Source organism: Microbulbifer sp. CNSA002 (genome assembly GCF_047324085.1).
Classification (GTDB): Bacteria; Pseudomonadota; Gammaproteobacteria; order Pseudomonadales; family Cellvibrionaceae; genus Microbulbifer.
Window position 1 is genome coordinate 4468524 of the sequence record NZ_CP172449.1, and the last position, 26530, is coordinate 4495053.

Annotated in this window: 22 protein-coding genes; 15 read left to right on the plus strand and 7 right to left on the minus strand. The window is 47.8% G+C overall.

Annotated elements, in window-relative coordinates:
* Window positions 1–2 precede the first annotated feature (2 nt).
* Genes ACG1BZ_RS19830 through ACG1BZ_RS19845 form a run of 4 tightly spaced genes read right to left on the minus strand, consistent with a single transcriptional unit; the run spans window position 3 to window position 2764 of the window.
* The gene (locus ACG1BZ_RS19830; RefSeq protein WP_413663320.1) at window positions 3–1103 is read right to left on the minus strand and encodes a 5-(carboxyamino)imidazole ribonucleotide synthase; all 1101 of its coding nucleotides are present in this window, start codon (window positions 1101–1103) and stop codon (window positions 3–5) included.
* 12 nt (window positions 1104–1115) lie between these two features.
* Window positions 1116–1607, minus strand: a complete 492-nt coding sequence (gene purE, locus ACG1BZ_RS19835; protein ID WP_282931253.1) for a 5-(carboxyamino)imidazole ribonucleotide mutase — start codon at window positions 1605–1607, stop codon at window positions 1116–1118.
* Window positions 1608–1613: 6 nt separating this feature from the next.
* Window positions 1614–2543: a sodium-dependent bicarbonate transport family permease gene (locus ACG1BZ_RS19840; RefSeq protein WP_413663321.1), complete on the minus strand. Its 930-nt coding sequence runs from the start codon at window positions 2541–2543 to the stop codon at window positions 1614–1616.
* 2 nt (window positions 2544–2545) lie between these two features.
* Complete coding sequence (locus ACG1BZ_RS19845; protein ID WP_413663322.1) at window positions 2546–2764, minus strand: hypothetical protein; 219 nt, start codon at window positions 2762–2764, stop codon at window positions 2546–2548.
* A 113-nt stretch (window positions 2765–2877) separates the two neighbouring features.
* On the opposite strand from ACG1BZ_RS19845, the gene ACG1BZ_RS19850 reads away from it, so the two are divergent.
* The 3 genes from ACG1BZ_RS19850 (at window position 2878) to ACG1BZ_RS19860 (ending at window position 7408) form a co-directional block, all read left to right on the plus strand.
* Window positions 2878–3807, plus strand: a complete 930-nt coding sequence (locus ACG1BZ_RS19850; protein ID WP_413663323.1) for a LysR family transcriptional regulator — start codon at window positions 2878–2880, stop codon at window positions 3805–3807.
* A gap of 293 nt (window positions 3808–4100) precedes the next feature.
* Complete coding sequence (locus ACG1BZ_RS19855) at window positions 4101–4895, plus strand: OmpW/AlkL family protein (RefSeq protein WP_413663324.1); 795 nt, start codon at window positions 4101–4103, stop codon at window positions 4893–4895.
* 152 nt (window positions 4896–5047) lie between these two features.
* On the plus strand, window positions 5048–7408 hold the full coding sequence (locus ACG1BZ_RS19860) for an autotransporter outer membrane beta-barrel domain-containing protein (RefSeq protein ID WP_413663325.1): 2361 nt from the start codon (window positions 5048–5050) through the stop codon (window positions 7406–7408).
* 80 nt (window positions 7409–7488) lie between these two features.
* Here the strand turns inward: ACG1BZ_RS19860 and ACG1BZ_RS19865 are convergent, their stop codons facing one another.
* Both ACG1BZ_RS19865 and ACG1BZ_RS19870 read right to left on the minus strand, forming a co-directional pair.
* Complete coding sequence (locus ACG1BZ_RS19865) at window positions 7489–8406, minus strand: glycosyltransferase family 2 protein (RefSeq protein WP_413663326.1); 918 nt, start codon at window positions 8404–8406, stop codon at window positions 7489–7491.
* Between the two features lie 211 nt (window positions 8407–8617).
* Window positions 8618–9520 carry a bile acid:sodium symporter family protein gene (locus ACG1BZ_RS19870; RefSeq protein WP_413663327.1) on the minus strand — a complete coding sequence of 301 codons (903 nt, stop codon included), beginning with the start codon at window positions 9518–9520 and terminating at the stop codon, window positions 8618–8620.
* Between ACG1BZ_RS19870 and ACG1BZ_RS19875 the strand changes: the two genes are divergently transcribed.
* From ACG1BZ_RS19875 to katG, 12 genes are all read left to right on the plus strand, one after another.
* Entirely contained in the window at window positions 9519–9656 is a 138-nt protein-coding gene (locus ACG1BZ_RS19875; protein ID WP_413663328.1) for a hypothetical protein, read from the plus strand. The two genes, ACG1BZ_RS19870 and ACG1BZ_RS19875, sit on opposite strands and share 2 nt — an antisense overlap.
* A gap of 127 nt (window positions 9657–9783) precedes the next feature.
* Window positions 9784–10737 carry a DUF1853 family protein gene (locus ACG1BZ_RS19880; RefSeq protein WP_413663329.1) on the plus strand — a complete coding sequence of 318 codons (954 nt, stop codon included), beginning with the start codon at window positions 9784–9786 and terminating at the stop codon, window positions 10735–10737.
* A gap of 125 nt (window positions 10738–10862) precedes the next feature.
* Window positions 10863–11420 carry a GbsR/MarR family transcriptional regulator gene (locus tag ACG1BZ_RS19885; protein ID WP_413663330.1) on the plus strand — a complete coding sequence of 186 codons (558 nt, stop codon included), beginning with the start codon at window positions 10863–10865 and terminating at the stop codon, window positions 11418–11420.
* A gap of 317 nt (window positions 11421–11737) precedes the next feature.
* Window positions 11738–13126, plus strand: coding sequence for a cytochrome ubiquinol oxidase subunit I (locus ACG1BZ_RS19890; protein ID WP_413663331.1), 1389 nt, complete (start codon window positions 11738–11740; stop codon window positions 13124–13126).
* Entirely contained in the window at window positions 13123–14142 is a 1020-nt protein-coding gene (gene cydB / locus ACG1BZ_RS19895; RefSeq protein WP_413663332.1) for a cytochrome d ubiquinol oxidase subunit II, read from the plus strand. The genes ACG1BZ_RS19890 and cydB overlap by 4 nt, the downstream gene beginning before the upstream one ends.
* Window positions 14143–14347: 205 nt before the next feature.
* The gene (locus ACG1BZ_RS19900; RefSeq protein ID WP_413663333.1) at window positions 14348–15040 is read left to right on the plus strand and encodes a TetR/AcrR family transcriptional regulator; all 693 of its coding nucleotides are present in this window, start codon (window positions 14348–14350) and stop codon (window positions 15038–15040) included.
* Between the two features lie 314 nt (window positions 15041–15354).
* A complete protein-coding gene (locus ACG1BZ_RS19905) occupies window positions 15355–15606 on the plus strand; it encodes a YdcH family protein (protein ID WP_282931240.1) in 252 nt (83 codons plus the stop codon).
* A gap of 83 nt (window positions 15607–15689) precedes the next feature.
* A complete protein-coding gene (locus ACG1BZ_RS19910) occupies window positions 15690–16292 on the plus strand; it encodes a glutathione S-transferase N-terminal domain-containing protein (RefSeq protein WP_413663334.1) in 603 nt (200 codons plus the stop codon).
* A 336-nt stretch (window positions 16293–16628) separates the two neighbouring features.
* Entirely contained in the window at window positions 16629–18167 is a 1539-nt protein-coding gene (locus ACG1BZ_RS19915) for an ethylbenzene dehydrogenase-related protein (protein ID WP_413663335.1), read from the plus strand.
* Complete coding sequence (locus ACG1BZ_RS19920) at window positions 18167–18808, plus strand: DUF1566 domain-containing protein (RefSeq protein WP_413663336.1); 642 nt, start codon at window positions 18167–18169, stop codon at window positions 18806–18808. Before ACG1BZ_RS19915 ends, ACG1BZ_RS19920 begins: the two co-directional genes overlap by 1 nt.
* Window positions 18809–18896: 88 nt before the next feature.
* Window positions 18897–21245: a DNRLRE domain-containing protein gene (locus ACG1BZ_RS19925; RefSeq protein WP_413663337.1), complete on the plus strand. Its 2349-nt coding sequence runs from the start codon at window positions 18897–18899 to the stop codon at window positions 21243–21245.
* A gap of 375 nt (window positions 21246–21620) precedes the next feature.
* Window positions 21621–23894, plus strand: a complete 2274-nt coding sequence (katG, locus tag ACG1BZ_RS19930) for a catalase/peroxidase HPI (protein ID WP_413663338.1) — start codon at window positions 21621–21623, stop codon at window positions 23892–23894.
* A 71-nt stretch (window positions 23895–23965) separates the two neighbouring features.
* Here the strand turns inward: katG and ACG1BZ_RS19935 are convergent, their stop codons facing one another.
* Window positions 23966–26173, minus strand: coding sequence for a DPP IV N-terminal domain-containing protein (locus ACG1BZ_RS19935; protein WP_413663339.1), 2208 nt, complete (start codon window positions 26171–26173; stop codon window positions 23966–23968).
* Window positions 26174–26530: the final 357 nt, after the last annotated feature.

The window sequence follows — 26530 nt, forward strand, 5'->3', positions numbered from 1 at the left end:
CACTAAATCTTTTCGCCGTAAAGTTCTTCAATCATACTTTCGCTGCGCTGACGCAGGTGCTCCATATCCGGGTCCTGTAAAATGACATGACCCATTTTGCGCCCAGGGCGAAGTGCTTTGCCGTACAGCCAAACACCATCGTTATCTTGCTTCGGAGCTACATCAACCCCCAACATATTGACCATCGCAACTGGCACCGGGCAGGCAGTATCGCCCAGGGGCATATCCAGTATCGCGCGGATATGATTGGCAAATTGGCTAGCCTCAGGGCCGACAAAGGTCCAGTGACCGCTGTTGTGAACTCGCGGTGCCACTTCGTTGACAATCAGGCCGCCCTCACTGACAAAACACTCAACGGCCAATACACCCACATAGTCCCAGTCCTTCAGCAGGGTCGCCAGGTAACCCTCTGCGGCCTTGAGCAGCTCCGGGTTGTCGTAGGGAGCGGTGGACAGCAGTAAGGTGCCGTTGCGGTGGCGGTTTTCCGTCAGCGGATAAGCTTTGATTTCACCGGATGCCGAACGAGCACCGATAATGGAGACTTCACAGGCGAAATTCACCCCAGCCTCAACCACACACTCCTGATCTCCAGCTTGGGGAATGGCAGCATCCAAGTCTGCAGCACTCTTCACACACCATTGGTTCTTGCCGTCGTAGCCATTTTCACAGCTCTTAATAAACGCCGGATATCCCAGTTGGTCGACCGCTTCCCGCAGCTCTTTTTCACCCTGTGCTGCTGCGAAAGGTGCAACAGGCAGGCCAGCGTCTGTGAGTGCTCGCTTCTCACGCAAGCGGTGCTGGGCCTTCTCTGTAATATGCGGGTCCGGATATACCGGACAGAAGGGCTGAAATGAGCGCAGCAAGTCCACACTCACTTGCTCCCTCTCACTGGTGATCACTTCCGGGCGTCCCAATGCCTGATACAAGGCTTCAGGGTCCTGTCCCGGTTCCATCTCCACGATAGTCCCCAGTCCCTTCACACAGTCGGTGTTTTCACCGGTCTCAGCCAGGAAACTGAACTCCACTCCGAGGGGCTGCCCCTCTTGAGCCATCATCTGTGCCAACTGCCCACAGCCAATAATGGCAACTCGTCTCTTACTCACAACGATCTCCTATCACTCAACCGTGATCGGGACTTGCTCGGTCTGGCGCTCACGCCAGGCGATCAGGCGCTTCTGCAATTCCGCATCAGCCAAAGACAACATCTGCGCAGCCATTAAACCTGCATTGTAGGCACCGGAAGCACCGACCGCCTGGGTTGCTACCGCCACACCGCGAGGCATCTGCACAATGGATAATAAGCTGTCCATACCCGTCATAAAGCGGCTCTCAACCGGCACTGCGATCACAGGCAGGGGAGTCAAAGCAGCGATCATACCCGGCAGGTGGGCGGAGCCGCCGGCGCCGGCAATAATCACTTCGGTACCGGATTCGTGGGCACGGCTGGCAAATTCAACCATGCGCTGGGGAGTTCTGTGGGCCGAAACCACAGCAGTAGCAAAGGGAACTTCGAGCTCTTCCAGAGGCTTAGTCGCGTTGCTCATGGTGGCCCAATCCGAGCGGGAACCCATTACGATAGTGACTTTTTCAAAGGGAATCGGCTTCACTTGCGATTAACTCCAATATTGAACGAGCGCCAGATAGACGGGAATCGCCACCAGCACATTGAAAGGAAAGGTAACTGCCAGGGACAAAGTGATGGACACACTAGCATTGGCCTGCGGCAGGGCAACGGACATAGCCGCAGGCACAGCGATATAAGAGGCACTGCTACCGAGCACCGCGAGCAGAAAGATACCACCAGGCGACAAACCCAACAAACTCCCCAAGATACCGCCAGCGGCACCGCCAATCAGCGGCATAAAAATGCCGAAGCTGAGCAGGAAAGCACCCTGCCCTCTAACATCGGCCAACCGCGCCGCAGCGACACGCCCCATTTCCAGCAGAAAGAGCGCCAATATGCCATGAAACAGGGTCCCAAACAAAGGCATTACTGAAGCGGTGCGCTCTCCAGCCCAGGCTCCGATAACGATTCCCCCCAGGAGCAACAGTACTCCCTGGTTGCAGGTGACCTCGTGAAACACCCGGCGCTTGCTCGAATTGCCCATCGATTGCCGCGCCAACAACATGCCGACAATGATTGCCGGGACTTCAAGAAGCGCTACAAACAGAGGGAAATACGCTTCGTATTCAATATTCTGTGACTGTAGCAGGGCTACAGCCACCGCGTAGGTGGCAACACTGACAGACCCATAGTGCGCCGCCGTTGCCGCCGCATCCACACGTGACCACTTGCCAATCCAGCGCAAGATAGGGAAAGCCACCAGGGGTAACAGGGCACCAAAAGCCACCACCGCCAGGGACTGGGGAACCAGGGTGGCAGCGGAATACGCACTTAAAGCAGCACCACCTTTCAGGCCGATGGCGATTAGCAGGAAGATAACGCAGCTCTGGTAAAGACCTTTGGGTAAACGCAGGTCACTGCGAACCAGCTGGGCAAAGGCGCCCAGCAGAAAGAAACCAACAACAATATCCAACTGCATCTCTATCGCTGTCCCCGGCGCTGTCTGGAGCGATTATTAGAGATACGTATGCGTTTCGGGGTTTGCTGCGCCATCAGCCAGTAAGCAGCATTGGCCAGAACCACTACTAGGCCTACAGCCATCAAGGGAACCCCGTTTATACCGGCAAGATTTACTGACAAGCCTGCGCATAAAACTAACAAGCCGACAACCACGCCAAAGAAGAGTTGTGATCTCTGCATTGATAATGCCCCCACTGGTTATTGAAATTGACGCATTATCGGAATTGCTATTGATAGATAAAAATAGATATTTATTATGTAAACTATAAACCAAAACCTATATAGGTGATTTTGTGCCCCTAACTCGTGCCCATGCCCGCATTGGAACCGTTCGACAACTGGAGATCCTGCTCTGCGTCTATGAGTTGGGCAATATCAGCGCCGCAGCCAGAAAACTGCACCTAACCCAGCCGAGCGTATCGATGCAACTGGCCAAACTCTCCGATGCGGTGGGTTTACCTCTGTATTACTCGGTGGGCAGGCAACTGCAATTTACGGAGGCCGGGCAAACCCTGGTAGAAAGTGCCCGGGAAATCCTGAAGAGTTACGAGTATCTGGACCTGAAACTGGCCCAATTGCGAGGGTTGGATACCGGCAGCCTACAACTGGCAGTAGTGACCACCGCCAAATACTTTATCCCCCACCTGATCGGGGAGTTTTATCAGCAGCATCCGCGACTGGATATCCACTTCAGGGTGGGCAACCGCCAACAGATCATTGATTACACTGGTGAGGATGAAGATGACTTCTACGTTTTCAGCCACCCTCCAAAGAGCCAGGACCTGGAGCTGGTGGAGTTTCTACCCAACCGATTACTGGCTATAGCGCCTGAGAACCACCCACTGGCCTCCCGCAAGAAAATCTCCCTGCAAGAATTTGCAGGATGTCAGTTCCTACATCGGGAAGAGGGCTCCGGTACACGCCATGCCATTGAACAGTTCCTGCGCAAACGTAATGTAGACCTCAAGCTCCGTATGACCATTGAGAGCAATGAAGCCATTAAGCACGCGGTTATGTCCGGTCTGGGGGTCTCTATATTGTCGGAGCATACCCTGGCATTTGGCGGGCGTGCAGGCTTGTCAATTCTCGATGTCGAAGAGCTTCCTATTGTCACCCACTGGTATTTAGCTCGACGCAAATCACGCCCACTATCACCAGCAGCACAGAAGTTCCTGGAGTACGCCCGCAATCTGGAAAAAGTGCCCCTGGGTAATCTTCCATAGCCCAGCCTTATCATTGGAAAAGAGGGAAAGAATACACTGTACCCAAGACACGCAGTGGAAATTTCCCTGTAAACCCGAATAGACACTTATACCCCCAAAGGCACCAAGCGCATTATTCTTTCTCTTCTTATAAATTCCCTTCTCCCTGTAAACCTGGCTAGATAATTTAGGCCTCAAATTTTGAAAAATTCCCTACGGTCTTTTTCAGTCCTGCTACTTTTTGGGGTACTTGGCCCATGTACTGCCAATAATTATCAATCACAGCCACCTATGGCAGATAAGCTGTTTTGCCTGTGTCCGGATTTTCAGAGATGGATATCGAGATGACCTCAAAAGGAATTAATAAAGGAATTATTACTCTACTTTTCACTCTCTCAGCACTATCGACCCATGCCCAGGATGATTGGCGTGATATCGAATGGGGTGAATTTATTGTTCGTTTTGGCCTGACTTATGTCCAGCCAAACGATGAGGGCACCGCGCTTAAATACAGAGTTTTACAGCAATGGGATTTATACAACAGCAGTTGGCAAATCGACTCGACCCATGCATGGCAAATATCGGGAGTGTGGCGGCCCAGCGATCGCTGGGGCATAGAATTAATGCATATTAATGGCGCCAGCTATGGTACAAAACTGGATAATTTCACCGGCAACCCTGGGCGAAACCAAATCCAGCTCGGCGACTTTAGCACTACAACGACAATGGTTTTCGGCAACTGGTACTTCTTAGATCCATCCTATCGCGCTCGCCCTTATATCGGTGCAGGAATCAATTACACCAATTTCCACACCGTTGAAATCAGCCGCCAGTTTAACGAATACCTGATAGATTCAGAGCTCTCGGTCGCACCGGGATCATTTAATATGGGGCACTCGTGGGATTGGGGGCTGCAAGCCGGCCTGGATTATATCTTTGATTTCCGCGACTGGAGATATCCTCTACTACTTAACGCATCCGCGATTTATTACCTGGCAGACACCGATGCCACTATCGACTTCCCTACTGAATTGGGCAGGGATCGCCTCTATGCCCATTTTGACTACAACCCCTGGATCATAAATTTCGGGGTAGGCGTTAAATTCTAGTTACCGGAGCAATTTCATACAGTTGGGCGACAGTGAATACTCTTAAAATTTGAAGTTAAGTCACACTCGAGCTGCGTTGTCCCCAACTATAACTTCGCCGCTAAAAACTTAATCGGTATTACAACTATCTGGCACAATATAAAGGAATAACTGTGTCTCCCCAAAAAACTGGTTTCCAGCTTTCTCCTGTAGGATTCGTAAAAATATTCCTACTCATTATGACGGTTTCTGCACTGCTTATTTTTAGCCGCCACTCTCTAGCACAATGTACCCCCGGCAATAGTGGTACCACTGCCGCAGATGAAATCACCTGTGACGAAGACAATGACCCCGATGGTGCGGACATAGAAACTTATGCCGGCAACGATACCATCATTCTTAACGGTGGAACGGCGGAAAATGTACTTGCGGGAGAGGGAGATGACGAAATTACTATCACGGGAGGGATTGTTACCTTATTTGCCGACGGTGGCGCTGGCAACGATACGATAACTCTCGATGAGCGATCCAGTGATGTAGGGAATTATCTCGGGGGAGGAGGCATTCATGGAGGCGATGGAGATGACACCCTGATTCTACTCGATGGGCTGTCCTTTCACGTCTGGGGAGGAGAAGGAAACGATACCATCACCTTGGATGGAGGGTTCATTTTTAACTACCTGGATGGCGGAAACGGCGATGACTATATCTATTGGGATGAGGGCATCAGTAACGAAATTCGAGGCGGCTCCGGATCAGACACCCTACTGATAGATTCACACTCTTTCGATGGAGACGTCATACTGGATGGTGGTGATGATCTCAGTGCAAATGATGGTGAAGTCGACAATTTAATATTTAAATTGGATTACTCTGTTGATGGGACTCTTCTAAACAATTGGGAAAGAGTCGTTATCTGGGGTAGCTCCAAAATGACATTCACTGGGAGTTTAGCTGTCGGAGGAGGTCTCGATTCGGAAGGAAATTCCCTCGGCCTGGATATTCGCTGGGGTGGACAGGCATTTTTTGATAGCGACAGTTATGTAATTTCAGGAGATGTATCCAATAGTGGAACCATTGATCTATCCAACAATAGGTTCAACACCCTCACCATAGCCAAAGACGATAATGGAAACTATGGGCAGTACCGCTCTGACAATGGGCGCCTATGGGTAGACGCCATCCTTGAAGATGATTTCTCACAGAGCGATCAACTAATTGTAGAAGGAGACAGCTCTGGCACTACCACTATCTCTGTCTTTAACCGCTCAGGTAAAGGAAAGAGGACAAAAGGCAATGGCATTAAGGTGGTTTCCGTTAAAGGCGAATCAAATGCACAATTCACCCTGGCAGGGGACTTTGTCAGTAAAGATGATCAGCAGGCAGTGATAGGTGGAGCCTATGCTTACACATTGCACCAGAACGGCGCAGGAGGAAGTGATGATGGCAGCTGGTATTTGCGTTCAACTGTGGATAACTCTTCAGTATTTCCTGAAGGCGGAATGATCCGCTGGCAACCTACTGCAGTACTCTACGAAGCCCTCCCGCAAATTCTCAGAACACTCAATATTCCCTCTTCACTGCGCAGCCGCCTGGGCAATCGCTATTGGGTAGGTACAAGCTATTTGGACTTGGCCAGTAGCGAGTATAGCGATGCCCAAGAGCAGGCAATTGATAATCGTGGACTTTGGATCAGGAACTCTGCCCGGCATATTACCCTTGACCCCAATGAGTCCAGTACCCGTGCAAACTGGAAACAGACTTACTATCAAGTACAAGTGGGCTTTGATTTACCAATACAAGTCTCCGTATTTGGAAGCCAACTTATTGGCAGCGCCGCTTTGCACTACGGCGATTCAAATAACGATGTGAGTTCATTTTTTGGTGATGGCTCAATCGATGCGAGTAACTACGGCGTCAGCGCATTTGTCACCTGGTATGGATTGGATGGCATTTTTATTGATAGTCAACTTAAGCTAAATTGGTTTGACTTTGAAATGGATGCCAAATCACTGCGCGAACTCAATAATAGCGATGAAGCATTTGGTTACGCCTTGTCTATCGAGGGCGGCAAGAGTTTTAAACTGCATGATTACTATTCCTGGACACCCCATGCGCAATTGATTTACACCTCGGAGGAAGCCAATAACTTGCAGGATATCTATGCAGTACAAGCTACAGATATCAATAACAATGGCTTCCTCTTACGCTTGGGAACCATCTTTGAAAAGCGCAAGAGCCAACGTAAGAGTAGTCGCAATATGTATGGCTCAATTCCCTTGGAAAGGTTCTCTCTGTTCGCAACTCCAAGCCTTATTTACAATATCGACCAGAGGACTAATTTACTCGTATCGGAAACCCGACTTAGTCAAAAACCTGATACCTGGTACGGTGAATTGCGCTTGGGCGCGAGCTACGATGAGTGCGGTGATCACTGTTCTATCTATTCAGAAATTTATTACAGCAGCAGTTTGGAAAACCTGGGGAATAGTTTTTCCGGAGGCTTGGAATTAGGGTTTCGTTATAAGTGGTAGCAATTTGAGATTAAACTGAAAGCAAAATATCAACCTTAGAGTGCGACAGCTACATTAACTCTAGATTAAGCAGCGCCTATTCACTCTAACAGTAACTGAGATAAATTATATTCAGAGAATACTCTGCGTATTTTCTTATCGTTACCACACTTTCCCTTTAAATTCTGTTTCTTCAAGCCGCTAGCCTGACACCCAGGGATTGTTAAAAACCTATCCCTCCAGAAACGAACATCTGGCACTCTTGCGCAACGGACTCCTTGCCTCATGCTCATGGCTTTAAGCCAGATATCATCCGCATTAGGACATAACTCCAAAAACTTATCTTTATTCAGAACATCGGGATGTAAAGAGCCGGGATAATATAAAACACCCCCAACTCCAGTAGGAAAAACGCGATAAGAAGGTTTGATATTCATACTGCACTTCCAAGTTTCCCGCGTTGTCCTCCATTTATTGTAAGGTAATACATTACCTTTTTTATCAACACCTATCCTGTGAGCTCGATGACAGAAAATATGTGACGGAAACTTTAAATATGACTGATACAGCATATCGATGGCATCCATCGGGTAGAGGATATCGTCATCCACCGTGACTATCAGGCTATCAGGAAATTTTTGAAGCGCGTAATAATACTTTGTGTAAGGTCCTAGATCTTCATCAACAAATTCAATTCTCAACCCACGATCCACCTGCCTCATTAAAATGTTGGGCAACATATAATCTGGAAATTCTTTGGTCGATAGCCAAAGTACAATTAAATCCGCCTTTAGCGACTGCTGAAATAAACTCTCGATACATAAATGGATATCATGGATTCGCTTTCCATAACTAGTCAGAGAAACAACAATACTGTGTTTAGCCGCATTACCTACCCCAGAATCATTACCACTGAGGGTCGACTGCTCCAATATTCTCTTCCAGACCAGAGCATCTAATTTTAGGTTGTTGTTGATTGTATTTTTCTTGCTGCGCTTCGCCGTAAAACCCTTGAACATATTGACTTTACAATCTGGGGTTGAGACAACTCAATGCCTGGCTTTAGACATATACCTAAAAAGGACATTCAGTAATCCGTGGCCGCACATTAGAATTATTGAAATTCATAGTGCAGTAACAGAAATTGGTATAGGCGAGCTCACTTTTCCAAGATCGACCACACCCTCAATAGTAAAGGTATGGTCTAGTTTTCGGTAAATGCAACATTTACTACCCTACTTCACCTGCTCCTTCCGTCTCTGAGGCCAGTTTTTTCGTTGCACCACGGCGACCATATAACGCCAAAAGAACGCCAGATGGGAACATCAATACACCGTAAACTGCTGAGGGCACGGACATCTCACTCGAGTGTAAGAGCGTGAGGGTTACCATCATTCCGATGGTACTGTTCTTAATACCGAGTTCCGTTGCAACCGCAACCCCTTCCCGCTTTGGCAGGCCAACAACCCGGCTGATAAGAAGCCCCAATAGCACACCACAGAGATTCAATAGAATGACCGAGGGTCCAGCTTGAACCATCAAGTCTGCAAGGCGATCGCGAATTCCCCAGATAAGGCCTGCTACCAGTGCAAGCAATACAACCCCGCCAAAAATACTGACTATTCCCTCTGCGCGGCGAGCCAGGTGCGGTCTCCAAGCACGAAATAGCATCCCTATCACAACAGGCAAGAGGACAATACTGGATAACATCACCACTGTACTGGCGAATGGCAGAGTTACAGTCTGGTCAGCTCCGAAATAAGTTCGAAGCGCATAATTTGCGAAAAGCGGTAAACTGGCAATAGTAATCAGGCTGGCAGAAACTGTTAATACAATAGAAAGCGCCACATTGCCGCGAGCCATCAAGGTAAACAGGTTCGATGTTGTGCCTCCCGGACAGGCGGCAATAATGACTAGGCCAACAGCAATGGCCGGTGGTAGATTTAAGCCCCAGCAGAGGCCAATTGCTATAGCTGGCATCAGGAGAATTTGGGTAAAAGTTCCGATAATAAGGCCAATAGGCTTTACCGTTACCTGATGGAAATCCCTGGCAGTTAGGGTCATCCCTATTCCCACCATGATGATAAACAGCGAGATAGGCAAGCCGATCGAAATAAGGGGACCTGATTCCATGATTTTCTCCAGTATCAGTCACTGTAAGAAAAATACCCGAGCAAAATCAACTCCCAGATTAAAGCTGGCACTGGAGATGGATAACGAAATCAAGGCAGAAACTCCACTGCCAGGGGACTTATTTCGACATCGGTAATTCGCTGATTTTCTTGGTGCTCGGATCGATTCTTATAAGTGTAATTATTATTTTTAGTTCAGATGGTAAAGCAATCATAGATGATTTCACCAATCTGTCTTGTATTTTAGCAATATACAGAAGTTTAATGACTCAGGAAACGATACAGAAGGCCATGATTTCCTCCCTGAAAAGCGGACAGGTAGATAATTGGGACAACTTAATGTGGTCCGTGGGAAGTTCGGATACTCCCACTAGCGAGGACTCCGTTACAGCTTTTAGTGCAGCTAATCAACTCCCCTGGCTTCTCCCCACGCGACGAACGTCCTTATTGGAATACTTCTCCTGCCCAAAAGTAAAAGATGCACTTTCCCCTGAGTTGGATAATTACCTGCACGAACTCAGCCTCAACAAACCCAATAACCGCTTGGGCACTTACTTTGAAAGGCTCTGGTCATTTGCCTTTGACAAACATCCCGACTACCAGCTGCTCTACCAAAACCTCCCTCTAAGGTCCGGCGGCAAGACACTGGGGGAACTCGACTTCGTCGTGCAACACCTGCCCAGCAACCAGTGTGAACACTGGGAAATTGCCGTAAAATTTTATCTCCAGGTTACCGATATCCATTGGGTAGGGCCTGGAATCAAGGACCGACTGGATATCAAACTGGCAAGAATGGCAGATCATCAACTACCACTGATTGAAATGCCGGCAGTTCAATCAATGCTGAAAAAGCACGGCCTAGAGATAGATCGCCAGTGGGCGCTAATGCCCGGGAGACTATTCAAACCGCTGGATACATTTCGCCGGCCCTCCAGTCATGATCTTTGGTGGGTATCGTTATCTGAGTTTCGGTCATTCTCCCTGAGCCAGGCAAACCGCAGTGCTCTCGAGTGGCTGGCGCTCCCCAAGCAAGCCTGGCTGGCGCCTCAGAGCAGCACCACCGGCATGACTGCCGATCAATTGCTAGAGGCGCTGCTTCCCGAAAGCTTTACCCACCCACTGTGCATCGCCGCCGTCGATAAAAATGGCGAAGCCTGCAGAGGCTTTATCGTGCCCGACAACTGGTACCAAAGAGCCAAAAGTAGCTTGAGCATATAACCAGCCTCTCCCCAGATCAGAATCAGAGGCCCTCTCGCTGGCCTCACATTATTTTCTAAATTGGTGATTGACATAGATCAATTTATATTTACAATTTTCAGAAATTTCTGAAACTTAAGAATTAAATGAAACTATCGAGTCAAGCCCAGGCATTCGTACTGCACTTTGGTGAAATGGGTAGTCGCTGGGGATTCAATCGCACGGTGGGACAAATGTTTGCCCTACTCACCATTCATCCCGCGCCACTCAATGCCGAGCAATTGGCCCAGGCACTGAAGATCAGTCGTGGCAATGTCAGTATGGGGCTCAAAGAGCTACAGGCCTGGCGCTTGGTTGAGCTGCACCATCAACCGGGCGATCGCAAAGATTATTTCACTGCAGCTGGGTCAATCTGGGACCTCGCTCGCACTGTCTTCGAGGAGCGCCGCAAGCGAGAGCTCGACCCTACATTAAGTCTGCTTCGCCAGCTGCTGCTCAATGAGCCCCAAGATGAGCTGGATGCCCAAGCACAAGAAAAAATCCAGGAAGTTTACAGCTTGCTGGAGCTACTCGAAGAATTTGCCAACACACTCAGCAAGCTAGAACACCAGGACCTGCTTAAATTGATGAAGCTAGGCTCCGGTATCGTCAAGCTACTGGAACTCAAAAGTAAGATGACAGGTGGACAGAACACCTCAAACTAGCGAAAAAAACGCTAGTACGAGGAATATACCGCTGCACTCAAAGCGAAATAACACCTTCATCTGAAGCACTTATTCCGGGGAGAAACCCATAGGGCCAAATCCATGGCTAAAAGCCCCGGCATATTTTTAATCCAGCAGCCCATAGTGCTGGATTAAAAACGGCACAAGGCCGTGCCGCTGCCGATCCAAAGTCGGCTCCTGCAGGATTGTATACGCGGGAACACACACCTGCCTCTATATTTTCTTGCAGTGCCGATTAGCACAGGAGGTGCTAATCGGCTCACTGGTTCAAAGATCTCAGACCAGCAGAGGCTCTCATGCTAGATACCCTGATCCTTTCCAGGATACAGTTTGCCGCAAATATCAGCTTTCATATTCTATTTCCAACCATCACCATCGCACTCGCGTGGATCGTTTTCTTTTTTAAATTACGCTACGACCAAACTAATAATCCGGTCTGGATGCGCGCATATCGTTTTTGGGTAAAAGTCTTTGCCCTAACATTTGCTCTCGGCGTAGTGAGTGGCATCACCATGTCATTCCAGTTCGGAACAAACTGGCCCGGCTTTATGGCCCAGGTCGGCAATATCGCCGGCCCGCTTCTCGGATACGAAGTACTTACTGCATTCTTTCTCGAAGCAACCTTTCTCGGCATTATGTTGTTTGGCATTAATAAGGTGCCAAGCAAAATACATACTTTATCTGCCTTTATTGTGGCAACAGGAACCACTCTATCCGCTTTTTGGATTATTGCTCTCAACTCCTGGATGCAAACACCTGCCGGATTCGATTTACGGGATGGGGTCGCCTACCCGGCAAGCTGGACGGAAATTATCTTTAACGCCTCTTTCCCCTACCGACTTACACATATGCTGCTGGCTTCGGGTTTGACGGCATCTTTCTTTGTTGCGGGGATTTCCGCTTATCGGATTCTTAAAGGAGACCCCAAACGCGCGCCCCGGCTCGCCCTTAAAACAGGACTGATTCTCGCTGCCATCTTTATTCCGATTCAAATCTATGTGGGTGACTTACACGGACTCAACACTTTTGAGCACCAACCGCAAAAAGTCGCCGCAATGGAGGGAGTCTGGGAAACAGAGCGCGGTGCGCCCCTGCTGTTATTTGCGATACCCGACGGAGAAGAAAAGACCAACCATTTGGCGATCGGCATTCCCAAGATGGCCAGCCTTATCCTTACCCATGAGTGGGATGGTGAGATCAAGGGAATAAATGAATTCCCCGATAATCACCCACCGGTAGCCCCCGTATTTTTCGCCTTCCGCATTATGGTCGGCATAGGAATATTGATGCTGCTAACCGCTTGGGGAGGGGTCTACCTATTGCGTAAAGGTGAGCTGCCTCGCTGGATGCTTAAAACCCTGGTCGCGATGACATTCTCCGGCTGGATAGCCACTTTGGCCGGTTGGTATGTCACAGAAATTGGACGCCAACCCTGGCTCGTAACAGGAGTACTGAAAACCGCCGACGCTGTTACTCCAGTACCACCTTCTCATGTCGGTTTTTCCCTAACCCTTTATCTGGTTGTCTACGTGATATTGCTCTATGCGTACATAAGAACCCTGAAAGTGATGGCCCTGAAGTCTGTAAAAGTCGAGGAGTTTGAAACTCAGGAACTATTCGCCGGCACTAGCTTAACCAACCGCCCAAAAGATACCGAGAAAAATGACAAGGGAGAAGGCAAATGACCGGTAGCGCTTCTGCAGCGGCCTATTGGCTGCCTGTCGCCTTTGTCGCCCTTATGGGCCTGGCGGTAATAGTCTACGCAATTCTGGATGGCTACGATCTTGGTGTGGGCATTTTGCTCCCCATGGGAGAAGAGGAGGAATCGCAGCGGGATACCATGATCGCATCCATTGGCCCCTTTTGGGATGCCAACGAAACCTGGCTGGTGCTGGCAATCGGTTTGCTCCTGATTGCATTCCCAATCGCACACAACCTGGTGTTAATGCATCTATATATACCAGCTGCGATTATGCTAGTCGGGCTAATCATGCGAGGAGTGGCATTCGACTTTCGTGCCAAGGCTGCCATCGACAAAAAGCTAACCTGGGATCGAACCTTTAAAGCGGGGTCTATTATTACCAGCCTTGCGCAGGGGTACATGCTGGGGCAGTACGTGATTGGCTTTAAGCCCGACTGGTCTGCACAGCTTTTTTCAGCGCTCAGCGCTCTGGGAGTTACCGCCGCATATGCCTATATTGGCGGCGCCTGGCTGGTTCTTAAAACCGAGTCGGAGCTGCAAAAACGAGCGACTACGTGGACCCGTTACGCAGGGCGGGCCACCCTGCTTGGGGTGATTGCAGTATCGGCCATCAATCCACTGGTAAACCCAACCGTATTCGACCGATGGTTTACCTACCCTCTGGTTATGTTTGTACTACTCGTCCCCACCCTGTGCTTTATCGCCTTTGTCTCCAATGATGTTCTGCTGGCGAGAATGCCTAAGCCTGCAGATAGACATAAAGCGGTTCCTTTTTTCACGGTCGTCGTTATTTTCCTGATGTGCTTTATCGGCCTGGCCTTCAGCTTTTTCCCTGATATTGTTCCCGGCCAACTAAATATTTGGCAGGCAGCCAGTGCCACCGCCTCATTAAAATTTATTCTTGTGGGTGCGGTAATAGTAGTTCCCGTCATCCTCGCCTATACCGTTTTCTCTTATTACGTCTTCCGAGGAAAGGCGACAGAGCTACATTATCACTAGCTGCATTTCCATTCGGCTGGCAGAAATACCTGCTAGCCGAATTTAATTAATTAAGGTGGAACTACCCCACAAATCAAACAAGTTCTTCTTGCTCGCCCGAATTTGGTACGATTATAATAATCAATTCCAAAAGACAATTTTTTACATGGAAGTAAAGCGTATGCTAGCCCATGGCCAGTACCGCTTGTCTAAAGGGGGAGGTAGTTTGAACCAAATCGATCGACGAGCAATCAGCCGGCGCGACACCGCCAGTCCGCGCAAACCACAACGCAAAAATGGTCGGGAGAAGTATGAAAAGCTTCTTGACGCCCTTGAAGTATTAATTACTGAACAAGACTCTACGGATATTAGCCTCGCAAACCTTAGTCAGGTTGCAGGTGTTCCAGCAGCGTCTGTTTATCATTTCTTCCCAAGTGTAGATGCCAGCTTAACCGCCCTGGCCGAGCGTCACTATAAGTCTTTCGGTGACGTAGTATTGGGCCATTCGGATTTTTCTCCGTCAGAAAGCTGGCAGGATATGCTGAATCAGCTGTGCGACCTTGTGCGCGGCTACTATGAAGAGAATCTCGCGGCACTAAAAGTACATTTTGGACCTCAGTCCAGTTGGGCATTACGCCAACTACAAATGGAAAACAATTGGCGCCTGGCAGATACTCTGATCAAAAACCTGTCTCGGGAGTTTGAGTTACCACCCTCTCAGGATTGGCGAGACCGGTTTATGTGTGCCATCAACATTAACGACTCCTTCTGCTCCCAGTCTTATTCCCGCTTTGGAAAAATAACAGAAGACTCCGCAGCAGAGGGGAAACGGGCCGCTGCAGCCTACTTAAAGCTCTACCTCGGTGAGCTTTTGCAGAGGCGCCAATTGCGCTTTGCCCCACTGGAGGCTTCGGCCTAAGCCCAGTAGCAGAACCGCAACAAAAAAGCCCGACAAGTAATTGTCGGGCTTTTTTGTGCCCGTCACTTCCTCCCAGCCCTCTGCTTAAGCCTCACCTGACTAACAATTACCAATAATCAAAAAAAAGAGGGTAAAAAATATTTGCTAATAAAATAGCTTCAACTTTTATATATATCAAATGGCTATATACAAACTTATATTAACTTCACTTTATAACTATGTTGATTAAGGGAAGCAGCGCTAGAATTGCACTTTTGTGACTGGCAAGACTGAACCTACACTTCATTAACTAATATCGATTGTGGAGGTCCCTTATGCCCATTGCTTCACACGAGCTCTCGGTGGATTTCCCAGAATATGCAGACACAATCAAGCAGCTCATCGAAGACGATATTCAATTCAAACTCGAAAACGACATCTACAGCAAACTGGATAAACAAATAAGAGGCCTTCAGGATAGTGGTATTGGCACCGACGACGATCACTATTCCAGCCTCAAAAAACAGAGAGCCTACTTGAAACAGCACCTCTATAACCGCATTACTTCAGTGATTACCCATCACTAAAGTACGCGTTAACAGTTGCTCGTAGCAGCACTGGCGGTCACTGCAGTTGCTGAAAGGGCACGCAGCTAAAAAGAGCTTGGCCTATGCAACTGTACCTGACCTTTTCCTCCCCCTTTGCGCGCAAGGCGCGCATTGTTGTGCAAGAACAGCGTCTGCACTCTGTGGTAACAGAGCATTTCTCTCACCCCTTTCACAATGACGACGAACTTATTTCCAGCAACCCCTTGGGAAAAGTCCCCTGCCTAATCCTGGATAATGGCTCCTCGATCATTGACAGCGAAGTCATCTGTGCATTTCTTGATAAAAGCTTAGGGGATGGTCACTTATCTGCGCCACTGGACAACAATTGGGATCTGTATACTTTTCACAGTGTCAGCTCTGGATTAATGGACGCAGCAGTGCATCTGCAAATGGAAAAGCTGCGCGCACGGGAAGAACTTAGGTCTGATTTTTGGTGGCAGCGCTACTTCAGTGCTATTGAGAGATCTCTAGACTACCTGGAAAAGTACCTGGATCGATTACCCGCCAGTCTTAGCTTGCCACATATTAACTTGTGCTCAGCACTATCCTATCTTGATTTTCGCCATGAAGATTTTGACTGGAGAAGTGACCACCCGAAACTTATGGCCATATCGGAAGATTTGGAGAAAAATGAAAGCCTGAATAAGTGTCAGCTGCATGAGTAGTTACATAATGCGGAATACCAACAAGAATAAGTTATCCCGCTATTTGTTCTGAACAGGTCAAAATACTGAGTAGTACACTATTGGGTCAGGCGGAACGGAGACTCTGCAACCGAGATTCACTGTGATTATATCTCGGTAAGCTCGGGATCGGTATTCATTCTTTATGCGCTTCTACAGCGCAGTGCGTTCTTCCTTTTTAGGCGCCATGACTCCATCAGCAGAATGTAGTCTATTTTAATTAATATAAATGCCACACTTTTTTACTAGCCTGATCCCTTTTGGAATACTCCCATGGCCAAACAACCGAAGAGTACTCTTTGGATAATTCTGCACAGCGTGGCCATTGTTGCAGTTTTATGTAGTCTGCTAACGGGGCTCCGTATCTCCACCTTGACTAAGCCAAGTATTGGAAATATCGAAGAACTTTTACCCCAGGGACAGATTCATGATATTCACTTCTTTGTCGCAATTGTTACTTCAGCCATCCTTCTCTGTTACTTATTCTATAAAGTAACAATTAAATTAAAAAATACAAACTCATCCAGTGAACCTAATAAAACATCAATTAGCTACCATAGAGTAGTAACACGCATTGGCTCATTTTTTTTAACACTCATGATCTTAAGTGGCTGGATTTTATTTATTGGTTCCGGCAATCCTTCTATCTTTCGTCAGGCACACTTTTATAGTGCTTTTGCGATCTTACTTTATATATTTCTTCACGCTGGCGTTTATCTAACAACCTATGGCCTGAAGACTTTGAGTTACTTACTTCCCAATACTCGATCGGGCTATCGAACTTCAATTTTTACCTACTTATCTGTCGGCTGTGTCACTTTATTACTTTGGGTTATTGTTACAAATAACAGTTACCACGATCTTACAGTTGAGAAAATAAGTCCGGAAACCTTTATAAACATAGATGGAATACCCCAAGAATCCGCATGGTCCTCAGCCATATCACTTAAAATCCATACTGACGGAGGTGCTAACTTTATTGATGGTAGCTCAACCGTCAACTTGAGAGCCTTGCATAACCAACAGGAAATATTTTTTCATATCACTTGGGAAGATCCCACTGAAAGCCTGAAACACCTACCACTGAAAAAAGTAGATTCTGGCTGGGAAATACAGCAGCAAGGTTTTCAAAATTTTAATGAAACCCGTCACTATGAAGATAAGTTTGCCATCCTGCTTTCCAATTCCTGTGATTTCGGTGCTTCGGGAACTTCTCACCTGGGCCGCAAACCATCAGCACAGTTGCCCGCAAATTGGCATGGCAAGGGCTACCACTACAGCTCATCCGATGAAATACACGATCTCTGGCACTGGAAAGCAGTAAGAACCAATAAAATGCACCTGGCAGATGACAATTATATTGGCAAGCCTGATATTGTAAGGCCAGGAGCACGCCGCTATACCGCAGGATATCTCCAGGATGGCAAAGAGTCCGGGGCATACTTAATGAACTGGAAGTGGTACTCCTCAAAAAACGTTACACCAAAACGACTACCCAAAAGTCCCTCCAGCCTGACTCCATATCAAAACGAGGATACAAAGAGAGATTGGTCTATTTCCTGGTTTGATTACCAGCCATACACGGCTGAAGATGACAATTATCCTATCAATACGATTATGCCTTCAGTCCTCTATACCTCAAATCGCTTTGAGGGAGATCGTGCCGATGTCAGGGCCTATGCTGTTTGGCAGGAAGGCCAATGGTCTATGGAGATGGTACGAAAATTAAATACTGGGTCAGCGTTAGATGTAGCAATAAAAGATGGTATTTGCCTCTGGGTTTCGGCCTTTGATCACTCGCAAATCGCCCACACTCGCCACGCCCTCCCCGTCAAAATCAAGTTGGCAGATCAATAATGTTTGTGCGCATATTTTGGGTATTCATTTTTCCTGCAATCACGGTCTGTGCAGCCATACTGCACCAACCATCACAACCTCTGCCAAGGGAATACCACTTAGTTAAAATTGATAAAAATGGGGAGCCTATCGGGGCTTGGGCAGGTCCCTGGTCCTGTATCTGCGACACCGATACAGGGCTTCTTTGGGAAGTAAAAACCGACGACGAAGGAATTCACGATGGAAGGTGGACCTACTCGTGGTATCAATATGAAGAAGGTATAGAAAATAATGGAGATTGTTATTTTGAAGAAGAGCGGTGTGATACCGAGGATCTGATTCGCAATACCAATCAACAGAAATTGTGTGCAACGCAAAACTGGAGACTCCCCGATATTACAGAGTTACGATCCATTATCCTGCAGGAGAGTAAATCTGGCAGACCTCTAATTGCGACTGAATTTTTCCCGAAAACTCAAAGGGGAGATTACTGGACCCGTAATTTTGACAGGCCTTTATATGGCATCTACCAATACCTGGGAACAGGTGCTGGCGCAATTAATTTTATGAATGCAAAAACCGTCACAATTCCCTACCGAAACGCCGCTTTCGTTCGTTTAGTCTCCAATCATTCAACGGCCTGTAATAAAGATCCACAATAATTCCGGCGCGCCGCACAATTTTTTTTGCGACTAATCTCTATAGCTGCTGCGCCTGAAAATAATAACCACTACTTACAGGAAACCCCCGATGAGACGGTTCTTAAGCACTGCTTTTGCTATCTCGACTCTATGTTTGGCAATTGATGCCAGTTCAGCAACTAAACACCACAGATTGGCCTGGGATGGTGATGCATCCACCAGTGCCGTTATCGGTTTTTCGCCAGACGGCCACACGAGTAATCCTTACATTAATTTTGGCTATTCAACCAATGAAACTAGCTGGAGCAGTCAAGGGGTTGATTCAACATCTACCTTCGATGGCAGCTTAGATAGCTACTTTGTCAGATTGGAAAACCTAACACCGGATTCTGCAGTTTACTATCGTGTGTGTGATCAGGACGGCTGTGGCGACCGGTTCTGGTTTAAAACGGCTCCTGCGGAGGAATCTCCCTTCGTCATAGTCGCTGGGGGAGATACCCGCACGGGGCATACAACACGGCGCGAGGGCAATGCTTTACTAGCCAAAATTCGCCCGCTGGCCGTTATGCATGGCGGTGATTTTACCAACGCCAACAGTGCATCGGAAATGGATGACTTTTTACAAGACTGGACGCTGACCTACTCCAACGACGAAATTGATGGCTATAGCTATCAACGTATTTACCCTCTAATACCTACCCATGGAAATCATGAGGATGACAACTATTCAACCACCTGCCAGGTCTTTGGTGTGGACTTCAATGCGGATGGTAGTTGTAGCCCCAGTGATACCTACGGCGCAGTACAAATTTCCCCCCTATTGCGTGTCTACACACTAAACAGCCAGTTTCAGGAAAGCGGCTGGTCATCTTATGCTACCGCCATGAACAATTGGCTTGAGAGTGATTTAGCTGGGATTGGCGCCTACAGTCACTGGCGCTTTGCCCAGTACCACAAGCCCATGTTCCCCCACTACAGCGGTAAATCTGACAACCCCACATTATTTAATTGGTGGGCACAACCCTTTTATGACTACGCCATGAATATGGTGGTCGAATCAGATACCCATCTCACCAAAGTCACCGAAGTCGTTGCCCCCGGTAATAGCGATTTTTCAACCAACGAAACCGGCGGTACCGTTTACGTTGGTGAGGGAAGCTGGGGAGCACCAGCTCGCTCAGCAAATGATGCCAAGTTTTGGACCATAGATATGGCCAGCATCCAGCAGTTCAAAGTTATCCAGGTCAGCTTTGACCAACTCACTGTACGCACAGCACAGTTCGATAACAGCGCAAGTACCCTGACGCGAGAAGATCGAGCCAATAATCCTCTTGTATTACCGGAAAATATCAATTGGTGGAGCGCCAACCGAATTGGTGAAGCTATGGTTCTCGCACAAAATAACGTTGGCAGGAGCGTTATGCTTGAGGACGACAGTGGTAATGGCGAACTCTCACTACCAGTGACTGATGACACATTTATTTCATCGCGCTACTCTTCCAGCAATTTTGACAATGACTCAGATGGCCTTCTCGCAGATGGCAGTGATAGCACCTATGGAACGCTTTATTCACTGATTAAATTTGATCTCTCCAATTTATCTCACTGCTCGACGATAAATTCAGTTGAGATCGAATTTAATATCACCAACCGGTCCAGCAATAGTTATGGTATTTACTTGGCTGAATCCAACTGGAGTGAGGAATCAGCCACCTGGGATTCTGTCGGTGGATCAACGGTGCTTTCACAGTTGGCCGCCAGCTTTACCCCGTCGTCTACTGGAACCCAAGTGGTGAACTTGAGTTCATCAAGTCTTCTGGATAGTTGGCTGAACAATGAAAATACTGGCTTGGTCATTGCCTCACTGAGTGGCAGTGATGGGGTAGATATCTCTTCACAAGAAACCGGTATTGCCCCAGCCCTCAGGGTAACCGCCGATTGCAGCGATTCTATTAGTGAAGAGGTATCTCAAGTTGCTTCAGACGATGTGTTTATTTCATCTAGAAAAGAGGATGATAATTTCGATGCTGATAGCGATGGACTCCTCGCCGACGGCAGTGATCTAACCTATGGAACTCTCTATAGCCTCATTCGCTTTGACTTATCAGATTTAAGCTGTCGCCAGTATATTGATGCGACACTCGAGTTGAATGTAACCAATACCTCCAGCAATAGCTACGGCATTTACATGGCAACACAAAGTTGGCGGGAAGAGTCGGCCACTTGGGATTCTGTCGGGGGTAGTTCTATTCTCGGACTCCAGGTGGGCAGTTTTATCCCCTCCTCTACCGGCCGGCATCTCATTGACCTGGGAGCCTCAGGAATCGTCGACAGCTGGTTAAACGATAATAATAACGGCCTGGTCATCGCATCGGAACGGGGCATTAACGGTCTGGATTTAAGCTCCAAAGAGAGCGGGCAGAGCCCTTTTCTTACCTTACAGACACTCTGCAATTAATTGCCTTCAGGGCTCTCTGTCCGGAGAGCCTTATTTATCCCGTTCTGTGTATCTTATTTCTCCAACACTGGTTTAGATTTACAATCCAAATTTTTTGGCACGAACTTCTTCAAAATATAAAAATATCCACGTCGCCCTACCCCAAAACCATAATTCCTTTAAATAAAAGAACCAGTAATTAAGTTTACCAATCTACCTTATTAATTCCTTTTAAACCTGACGCTATAAAATTTATATACTATTAATCCCATGTCCAAGACTACGCTTCAGCCAAAGGGCAAAAGAAATCAGCAGTAAGGAATAGAGTCAGGTATTTCATCATCAAATAAATAATGAGCCAAAGGATGTACCAACGATCGTACGGAGATACTGTAAATGTTAATAAAATATAATCGTAGTTATGTCGCTTTATTGATCTCAATATTTATAGTCGCGCCATTTAGTGTCGCAGATACCCATGAGGAAGTCGTCACTGATCCAGTAATTCTTGAGGGTGCAGTAGAAGGACAGCCAAAGTCCAATCGGTTTTGGTGGCCTGATCAGCTGGATCTGCGTCCCCTCAGGCAGCACTCTCCAAGATCCAATCCAATGGGTGACGACTTTGATTACGCTGCCGAATTCCAAACCCTGGACCTTAAAGCGGTAAAACAGGACATCGAAACTCAGCTCAAAACTTCACAGGACTGGTGGCCCGCAGACTACGGTCATTACGGCCCATTTATGATCCGAATGGCCTGGCACAGCGCTGGCACCTACCGGATCGGTGATGGTCGCGGTGGTGCCCGTGGCGGCCAACAGCGTTTCGATCCCCTCAACAGCTGGCCTGATAATGCCAACCTCGATAAAGCCCGCCGTCTACTCTGGCCCATCAAACAAAAATATGGGCGCAAACTGTCCTGGGCTGATCTTATGGTGCTAACCGGCAATGTAGCCCTGGAGTCCATGGGATTCCCCACTTACGGATTTGCCGGGGGGCGACAGGATGACTGGGAGCCCGACCTGGTTTATTGGGGGCCCGAAACCAAGATGCTCGCAGATGAGCGTTACACCGGCAACCGAGAGTTGGACAAGCCCCTGGGCGCTGTGCAAATGGGGCTTATTTATGTCAACCCGGAGGGCCCCAATGGCAATCCCGATCCGGTGGCTGCCGCCACAGATATCCGCGAAACCTTTGCCCGCATGGCGATGAATGACGAAGAGACAGTAGCCTTGATTGCCGGAGGCCATACTTTTGGTAAGGCTCACGGTGCAGTGAAAGCTGATTGCCTCGGCCCAGAGCCCGCTGCCGCCCCAATTGAGCAGCAGGGGCTTGGCTGGGAAAATAAGTGTGGGAAAGGTAATGCCGACGACACAATGACATCCGGCCTGGAAGGGGCCTGGTCTGCCGCCCCGATCAATTGGAGTCAGCAGTATCTGGACAACCTGTTTAAATTCAATTGGGTCAAAACAAAAAGTCCAGCTGGTGCCGTTCAGTGGATTCCCGATGATCAGAGCGCGGCAAACCTGGTGCCCGATGCATTCGACAAGAACAAGCGCCATGCCCCCATCATGTTTACCACGGATTTATCCCTTAAGTTCGATCCCAGCTACAAAGAAATTGCCAAGCGGTTTCAGGAAAATCCGGAAGAATTTCAACGCGCCTTTGCCAAAGCCTGGTTCAAGTTGACTCATCGGGATATGGGCCCTCGCGCGCGCTATTTGGGAGCGGAGGTGCCCGAAGAAGATTTAATTTGGCAAGACCCTATCCCCAAAGTTGATCACCCTCTGATTGACAGCCGGGATATAAATTCTCTCAAAGCAAAAATACTGGCGGCAGGCATTAGCGTTCCCGATCTGGTGAGGACTGCCTGGGCCTCTGCTTCTACCTTCCGTGGTTCAGATTTTCGCGGTGGCGCCAATGGTGGCCGTCTTCGCCTGGAACCCCAAAAGGACTGGTCGGTAAATGATCCCTCTGAACTATCACAAGTCCTGGCATCGCTGGAAAAAGTCCAGCAGGAATTTAACAGTTCCCAATCCGGGGGCAAAAAAATCTCAATGGCAGATATCATTGTACTTGGAGGCGCAGCAGCCATTGAAAAAGCAGCAGAGCAAGGCGGACATAAAATTCAGGTCCCATTCAAACCTGGACGCACCGATGCTTCCCAGGAACAAACAGATATTAATTCTTTTGCGGTACTACAACCTCTGGCCGATGGCTTCCGCAACTACTTTGGCGATGGTTATGGGAGAACCCCTACAGAGTTATTAGTTGATAAAGCCAGCCTGTTAACCCTGAGTGTGCCTGAAATGACTGTTCTGGTTGGAGGAATGCGCGCACTTAATGCAAATACCGACTCCTCACAGAATGGTGTACTTACTCAGCGCCCCGGCACACTGACGAATGATTTCTTTGTGAACCTGCTCGATATGTCTACTGTCTGGTCCAAGTCGGCAAAGTCAGAGGGTATCTATGAAGGAAAAGATCGCAAAAGTGGCCAGGCAAAGTGGACAGCCACACCTGTAGATCTGATTTTTGGTTCAAACTCTGAATTAAGGGCAGTCGCAGAGGTTTATGCTTCCAGTGATGGCGCTGACAAGTTTGTAAATGATTTTGTGCAGGCCTGGACCAAGGTAATGAATTTGGATCGGGTTGATCAGCCTCAGTCTTAAGAATCATATACCTCAATAAAGAAAAAACCGAGGCTAGCCTCGGTTTTTTCTTCTGGGAGATTATTTAAGTTTTAATCCTGCCCCTTTAAATGCCGATCAAAAAATCGCTTGATCATGCTGTATTGGTGGATGCGAGTCTGCTTACCGTGCAAGCTATGCTTCTTGCCTGGATAAGTCATCAGCTCAAATTGTTGGCCGTTGTCCTGCATCTGTTTTATGAGTTTAGTGGTATTGGTAAACAACACATTGTCATCCGCCATGCCATGATAAATCAGCAGATCACCTTGTAAGCCCTTCGCATAGGGAAACACAGAAGATGCCTCATAGGCATCCATATCCTTGGTTGGATTGCCCATATAACGCTCAGTGTAATGGGTATCATACAGCGTCCAGTCCGTAACCGGCGCACCCGATACCCCCGCCTTAAAGTAGTCTCCGGCTTTGAACATACTCATCAGTGCCATGTAACCACCGTAGCTGTGACCGAAGATACCTACTTTATTTTTATCAACGTAAGGCAGGGTACGCAGGAATTCAACGCCGGTAATTTGATCTTCCACTTCAGGAGATCCCATATTCTTAAAGATAGGATTCTCAAAAGTGGTACCGCGGTTTGCTGAACCACGATTATCTAGGGAAAAAACAATATAACCCTGTTGGGCCATATACTGGTTGAATAGTTTATCCCAGCTATTGGTAACCACCTGAGCGTGTGGACCACCATAGATAAACACCATTACCGGGTAACTTTTCTTCGCATCAAAATTAGCAGGTTTGTACAAGCGGTAGAAAAGCTCCTGGCCATGGGGCGCCTCAATACTGCCAAATTCCGGAGTGATCCATTGATCTTTATAAGGATAGAGAGGGTGAACACGATTTACAGCGTTCTGCTCAAGCCAGGTGATTCTGGCCCCTGAGCTGCTGTGCAGGCTCACTTGAGGCGGCGTGGTAACGCTGGAAAATTTATCAATATATCCAGAGGCATCCTCAGAAAATTCGATAGAGTGCATACCACTACGCTGTGAAATTCTCTTAATGTCGCTCTCCCCTTGCAGGGAGACTGCATAGAGATGCCTCTCGATTGGAGTATCTTTTCGTGCGGTAAAATACAGACGGTTAGCCTGCTCATCAACAGCCTCTAACTCGTCAACCACCCAATCTCCCTTAGTCAATTGTGCCTGTAATCTGCCGCCAAAATCATATTTATACAAGTGTTTGAAGCCATCCCTCTCCGATGACCAAATAAATACATCGCTATCTTCCAAAAAGTGGAGATCATGGCTCAGGTTAACCCAGGTATCGCTGGACTCGGTAAGGAGCGTTCGGGTTTTTCCCGTATTGAGATTGTAAGCACGAAGCTCTAACTTTTGCTGGTCTCGAGATTGCCACTGGAAAGTTAACAGGTGATCACGGGCCCATTTTACTCGGGGAATATAAATATCCTGATTATCTCCCAGGTTGACCCAACGGATATCCCCCGAATCAATATCTATAAGGCCAAGTCGGATTTTTGCGTTCGCACGCCCAGCAGCGGGGTAACGTTGCTGTATCATTTCGATACGATCCGCATAGATTTCGCTACGGGTTACCTGATCAACTGGCGACTCATCAACTTGCAGGAAAGCAATATGCTGATCATCAGGAGACCACCAATAACCGGTCATCCGGTCCATTTCCTCCTGGGCAACAAACTCAGCCATTCCATTTTTAATATGATCTTTGCCGTCGCTGGTTAGCTGCTTTTCCCTACCGGTTTTCAGATCGACAATATAGATATTTTGGTCGCGAATAAACGAAACAAAGTGCCCCTCGGGAGAAACCTTTACATCGGTTTCAAAGGTTTCCGTTTCAGTCAGTCGACGCGAAGAACGGTCTTTGAGATCGTAATAGTAAATATCGCCGGCCAAAGGGAACAACAGAGACCGACCATCCTCTGACCAGCTGTACTCCATTATTCCACTACCATAAATTCGCTGGCGCTCCCGTCTTGCCTTTTCCTCATCCGAAAGAGTTTCACTACCGCTGTGCAGACTATCGGAATTGACCAAAATTCGGGACTGACCGTCTTTCAGGTTGTACTCCCAAAGATCGTAACGGTTGTAATCTTCAACTCTACCTTTGAGGAAAGTTACACGCTGCCCATCAGGTGAATATTCCAGCGCTCGGGGAGCGGTACCACTCAGAGCCGGGTCGGAGAATAACCGTTCAATGCTGAGTGACTCTGCAGAACATATTCCTGCAAAAGTACATCCAAGTAATGCAAGCAGTGCTTGTTTCATAGGAAAACTCTTTATATTAAGTATTGTTGGCAATTCACGTACCACTTTGCTAGCAGGGGTATTATTTAGAAAATTCTGATTAATTCCATGTTATCTCCGGCTTCCCTAGGAGCCGGCCTAAATGACATCCAGGTAAGCCATAGCTTCTCTTTGGCACTTGTTCTGATCACCAGAAGTATCTCAAATTTATCGGAAGCCCTCTAAAAAATGCAGCTATATTGTGGATAGAGCAAACCGGTGAAGGATTCTACAACGGAACCTTCCGGGACATGCAGTACCTTACAGTTTTGGGTTTGCGCACAAACAATCCTGCTGCAATAGCCCCCCTTTACAAATGTTTACTCTGCTTAACCAACA

What these genes read in the sequence shown, in the direction of transcription:
- ACG1BZ_RS19840 (WP_413663321.1), bottom strand. Translation starts at nt 2,543, where the DNA reads ATGCAGTTGGATATTGTTGTTGGTTTCTTTCTGCTGGGCGCCTTTGCC.
- ACG1BZ_RS19845 (WP_413663322.1), bottom strand. Translation starts at nt 2,764, where the DNA reads ATGCAGAGATCACAACTCTTCTTTGGCGTGGTTGTCGGCTTGTTAGTT.
- ACG1BZ_RS19865 (WP_413663326.1), bottom strand. Translation starts at nt 8,406, where the DNA reads ATGTTCAAGGGTTTTACGGCGAAGCGCAGCAAGAAAAATACAATCAAC.
- ACG1BZ_RS19875 (WP_413663328.1), top strand. Translation starts at nt 9,519, where the DNA reads ATGATTTTCTCCAGTATCAGTCACTGTAAGAAAAATACCCGAGCAAAA.
- ACG1BZ_RS19870 (WP_413663327.1), bottom strand. Translation starts at nt 9,520, where the DNA reads ATGGAATCAGGTCCCCTTATTTCGATCGGCTTGCCTATCTCGCTGTTT.
- ACG1BZ_RS19880 (WP_413663329.1), top strand. Translation starts at nt 9,784, where the DNA reads ATGACTCAGGAAACGATACAGAAGGCCATGATTTCCTCCCTGAAAAGC.
- ACG1BZ_RS19885 (WP_413663330.1), top strand. Translation starts at nt 10,863, where the DNA reads ATGAAACTATCGAGTCAAGCCCAGGCATTCGTACTGCACTTTGGTGAA.
- ACG1BZ_RS19890 (WP_413663331.1), top strand. Translation starts at nt 11,738, where the DNA reads ATGCTAGATACCCTGATCCTTTCCAGGATACAGTTTGCCGCAAATATC.
- cydB (WP_413663332.1), top strand. Translation starts at nt 13,123, where the DNA reads ATGACCGGTAGCGCTTCTGCAGCGGCCTATTGGCTGCCTGTCGCCTTT.
- ACG1BZ_RS19905 (WP_282931240.1), top strand. Translation starts at nt 15,355, where the DNA reads ATGCCCATTGCTTCACACGAGCTCTCGGTGGATTTCCCAGAATATGCA.
- ACG1BZ_RS19910 (WP_413663334.1), top strand. Translation starts at nt 15,690, where the DNA reads ATGCAACTGTACCTGACCTTTTCCTCCCCCTTTGCGCGCAAGGCGCGC.
- ACG1BZ_RS19920 (WP_413663336.1), top strand. Translation starts at nt 18,167, where the DNA reads ATGTTTGTGCGCATATTTTGGGTATTCATTTTTCCTGCAATCACGGTC.
- ACG1BZ_RS19925 (WP_413663337.1), top strand. Translation starts at nt 18,897, where the DNA reads ATGAGACGGTTCTTAAGCACTGCTTTTGCTATCTCGACTCTATGTTTG.
- katG (WP_413663338.1), top strand. Translation starts at nt 21,621, where the DNA reads ATGTTAATAAAATATAATCGTAGTTATGTCGCTTTATTGATCTCAATA.
- ACG1BZ_RS19935 (WP_413663339.1), bottom strand. Translation starts at nt 26,173, where the DNA reads ATGAAACAAGCACTGCTTGCATTACTTGGATGTACTTTTGCAGGAATA.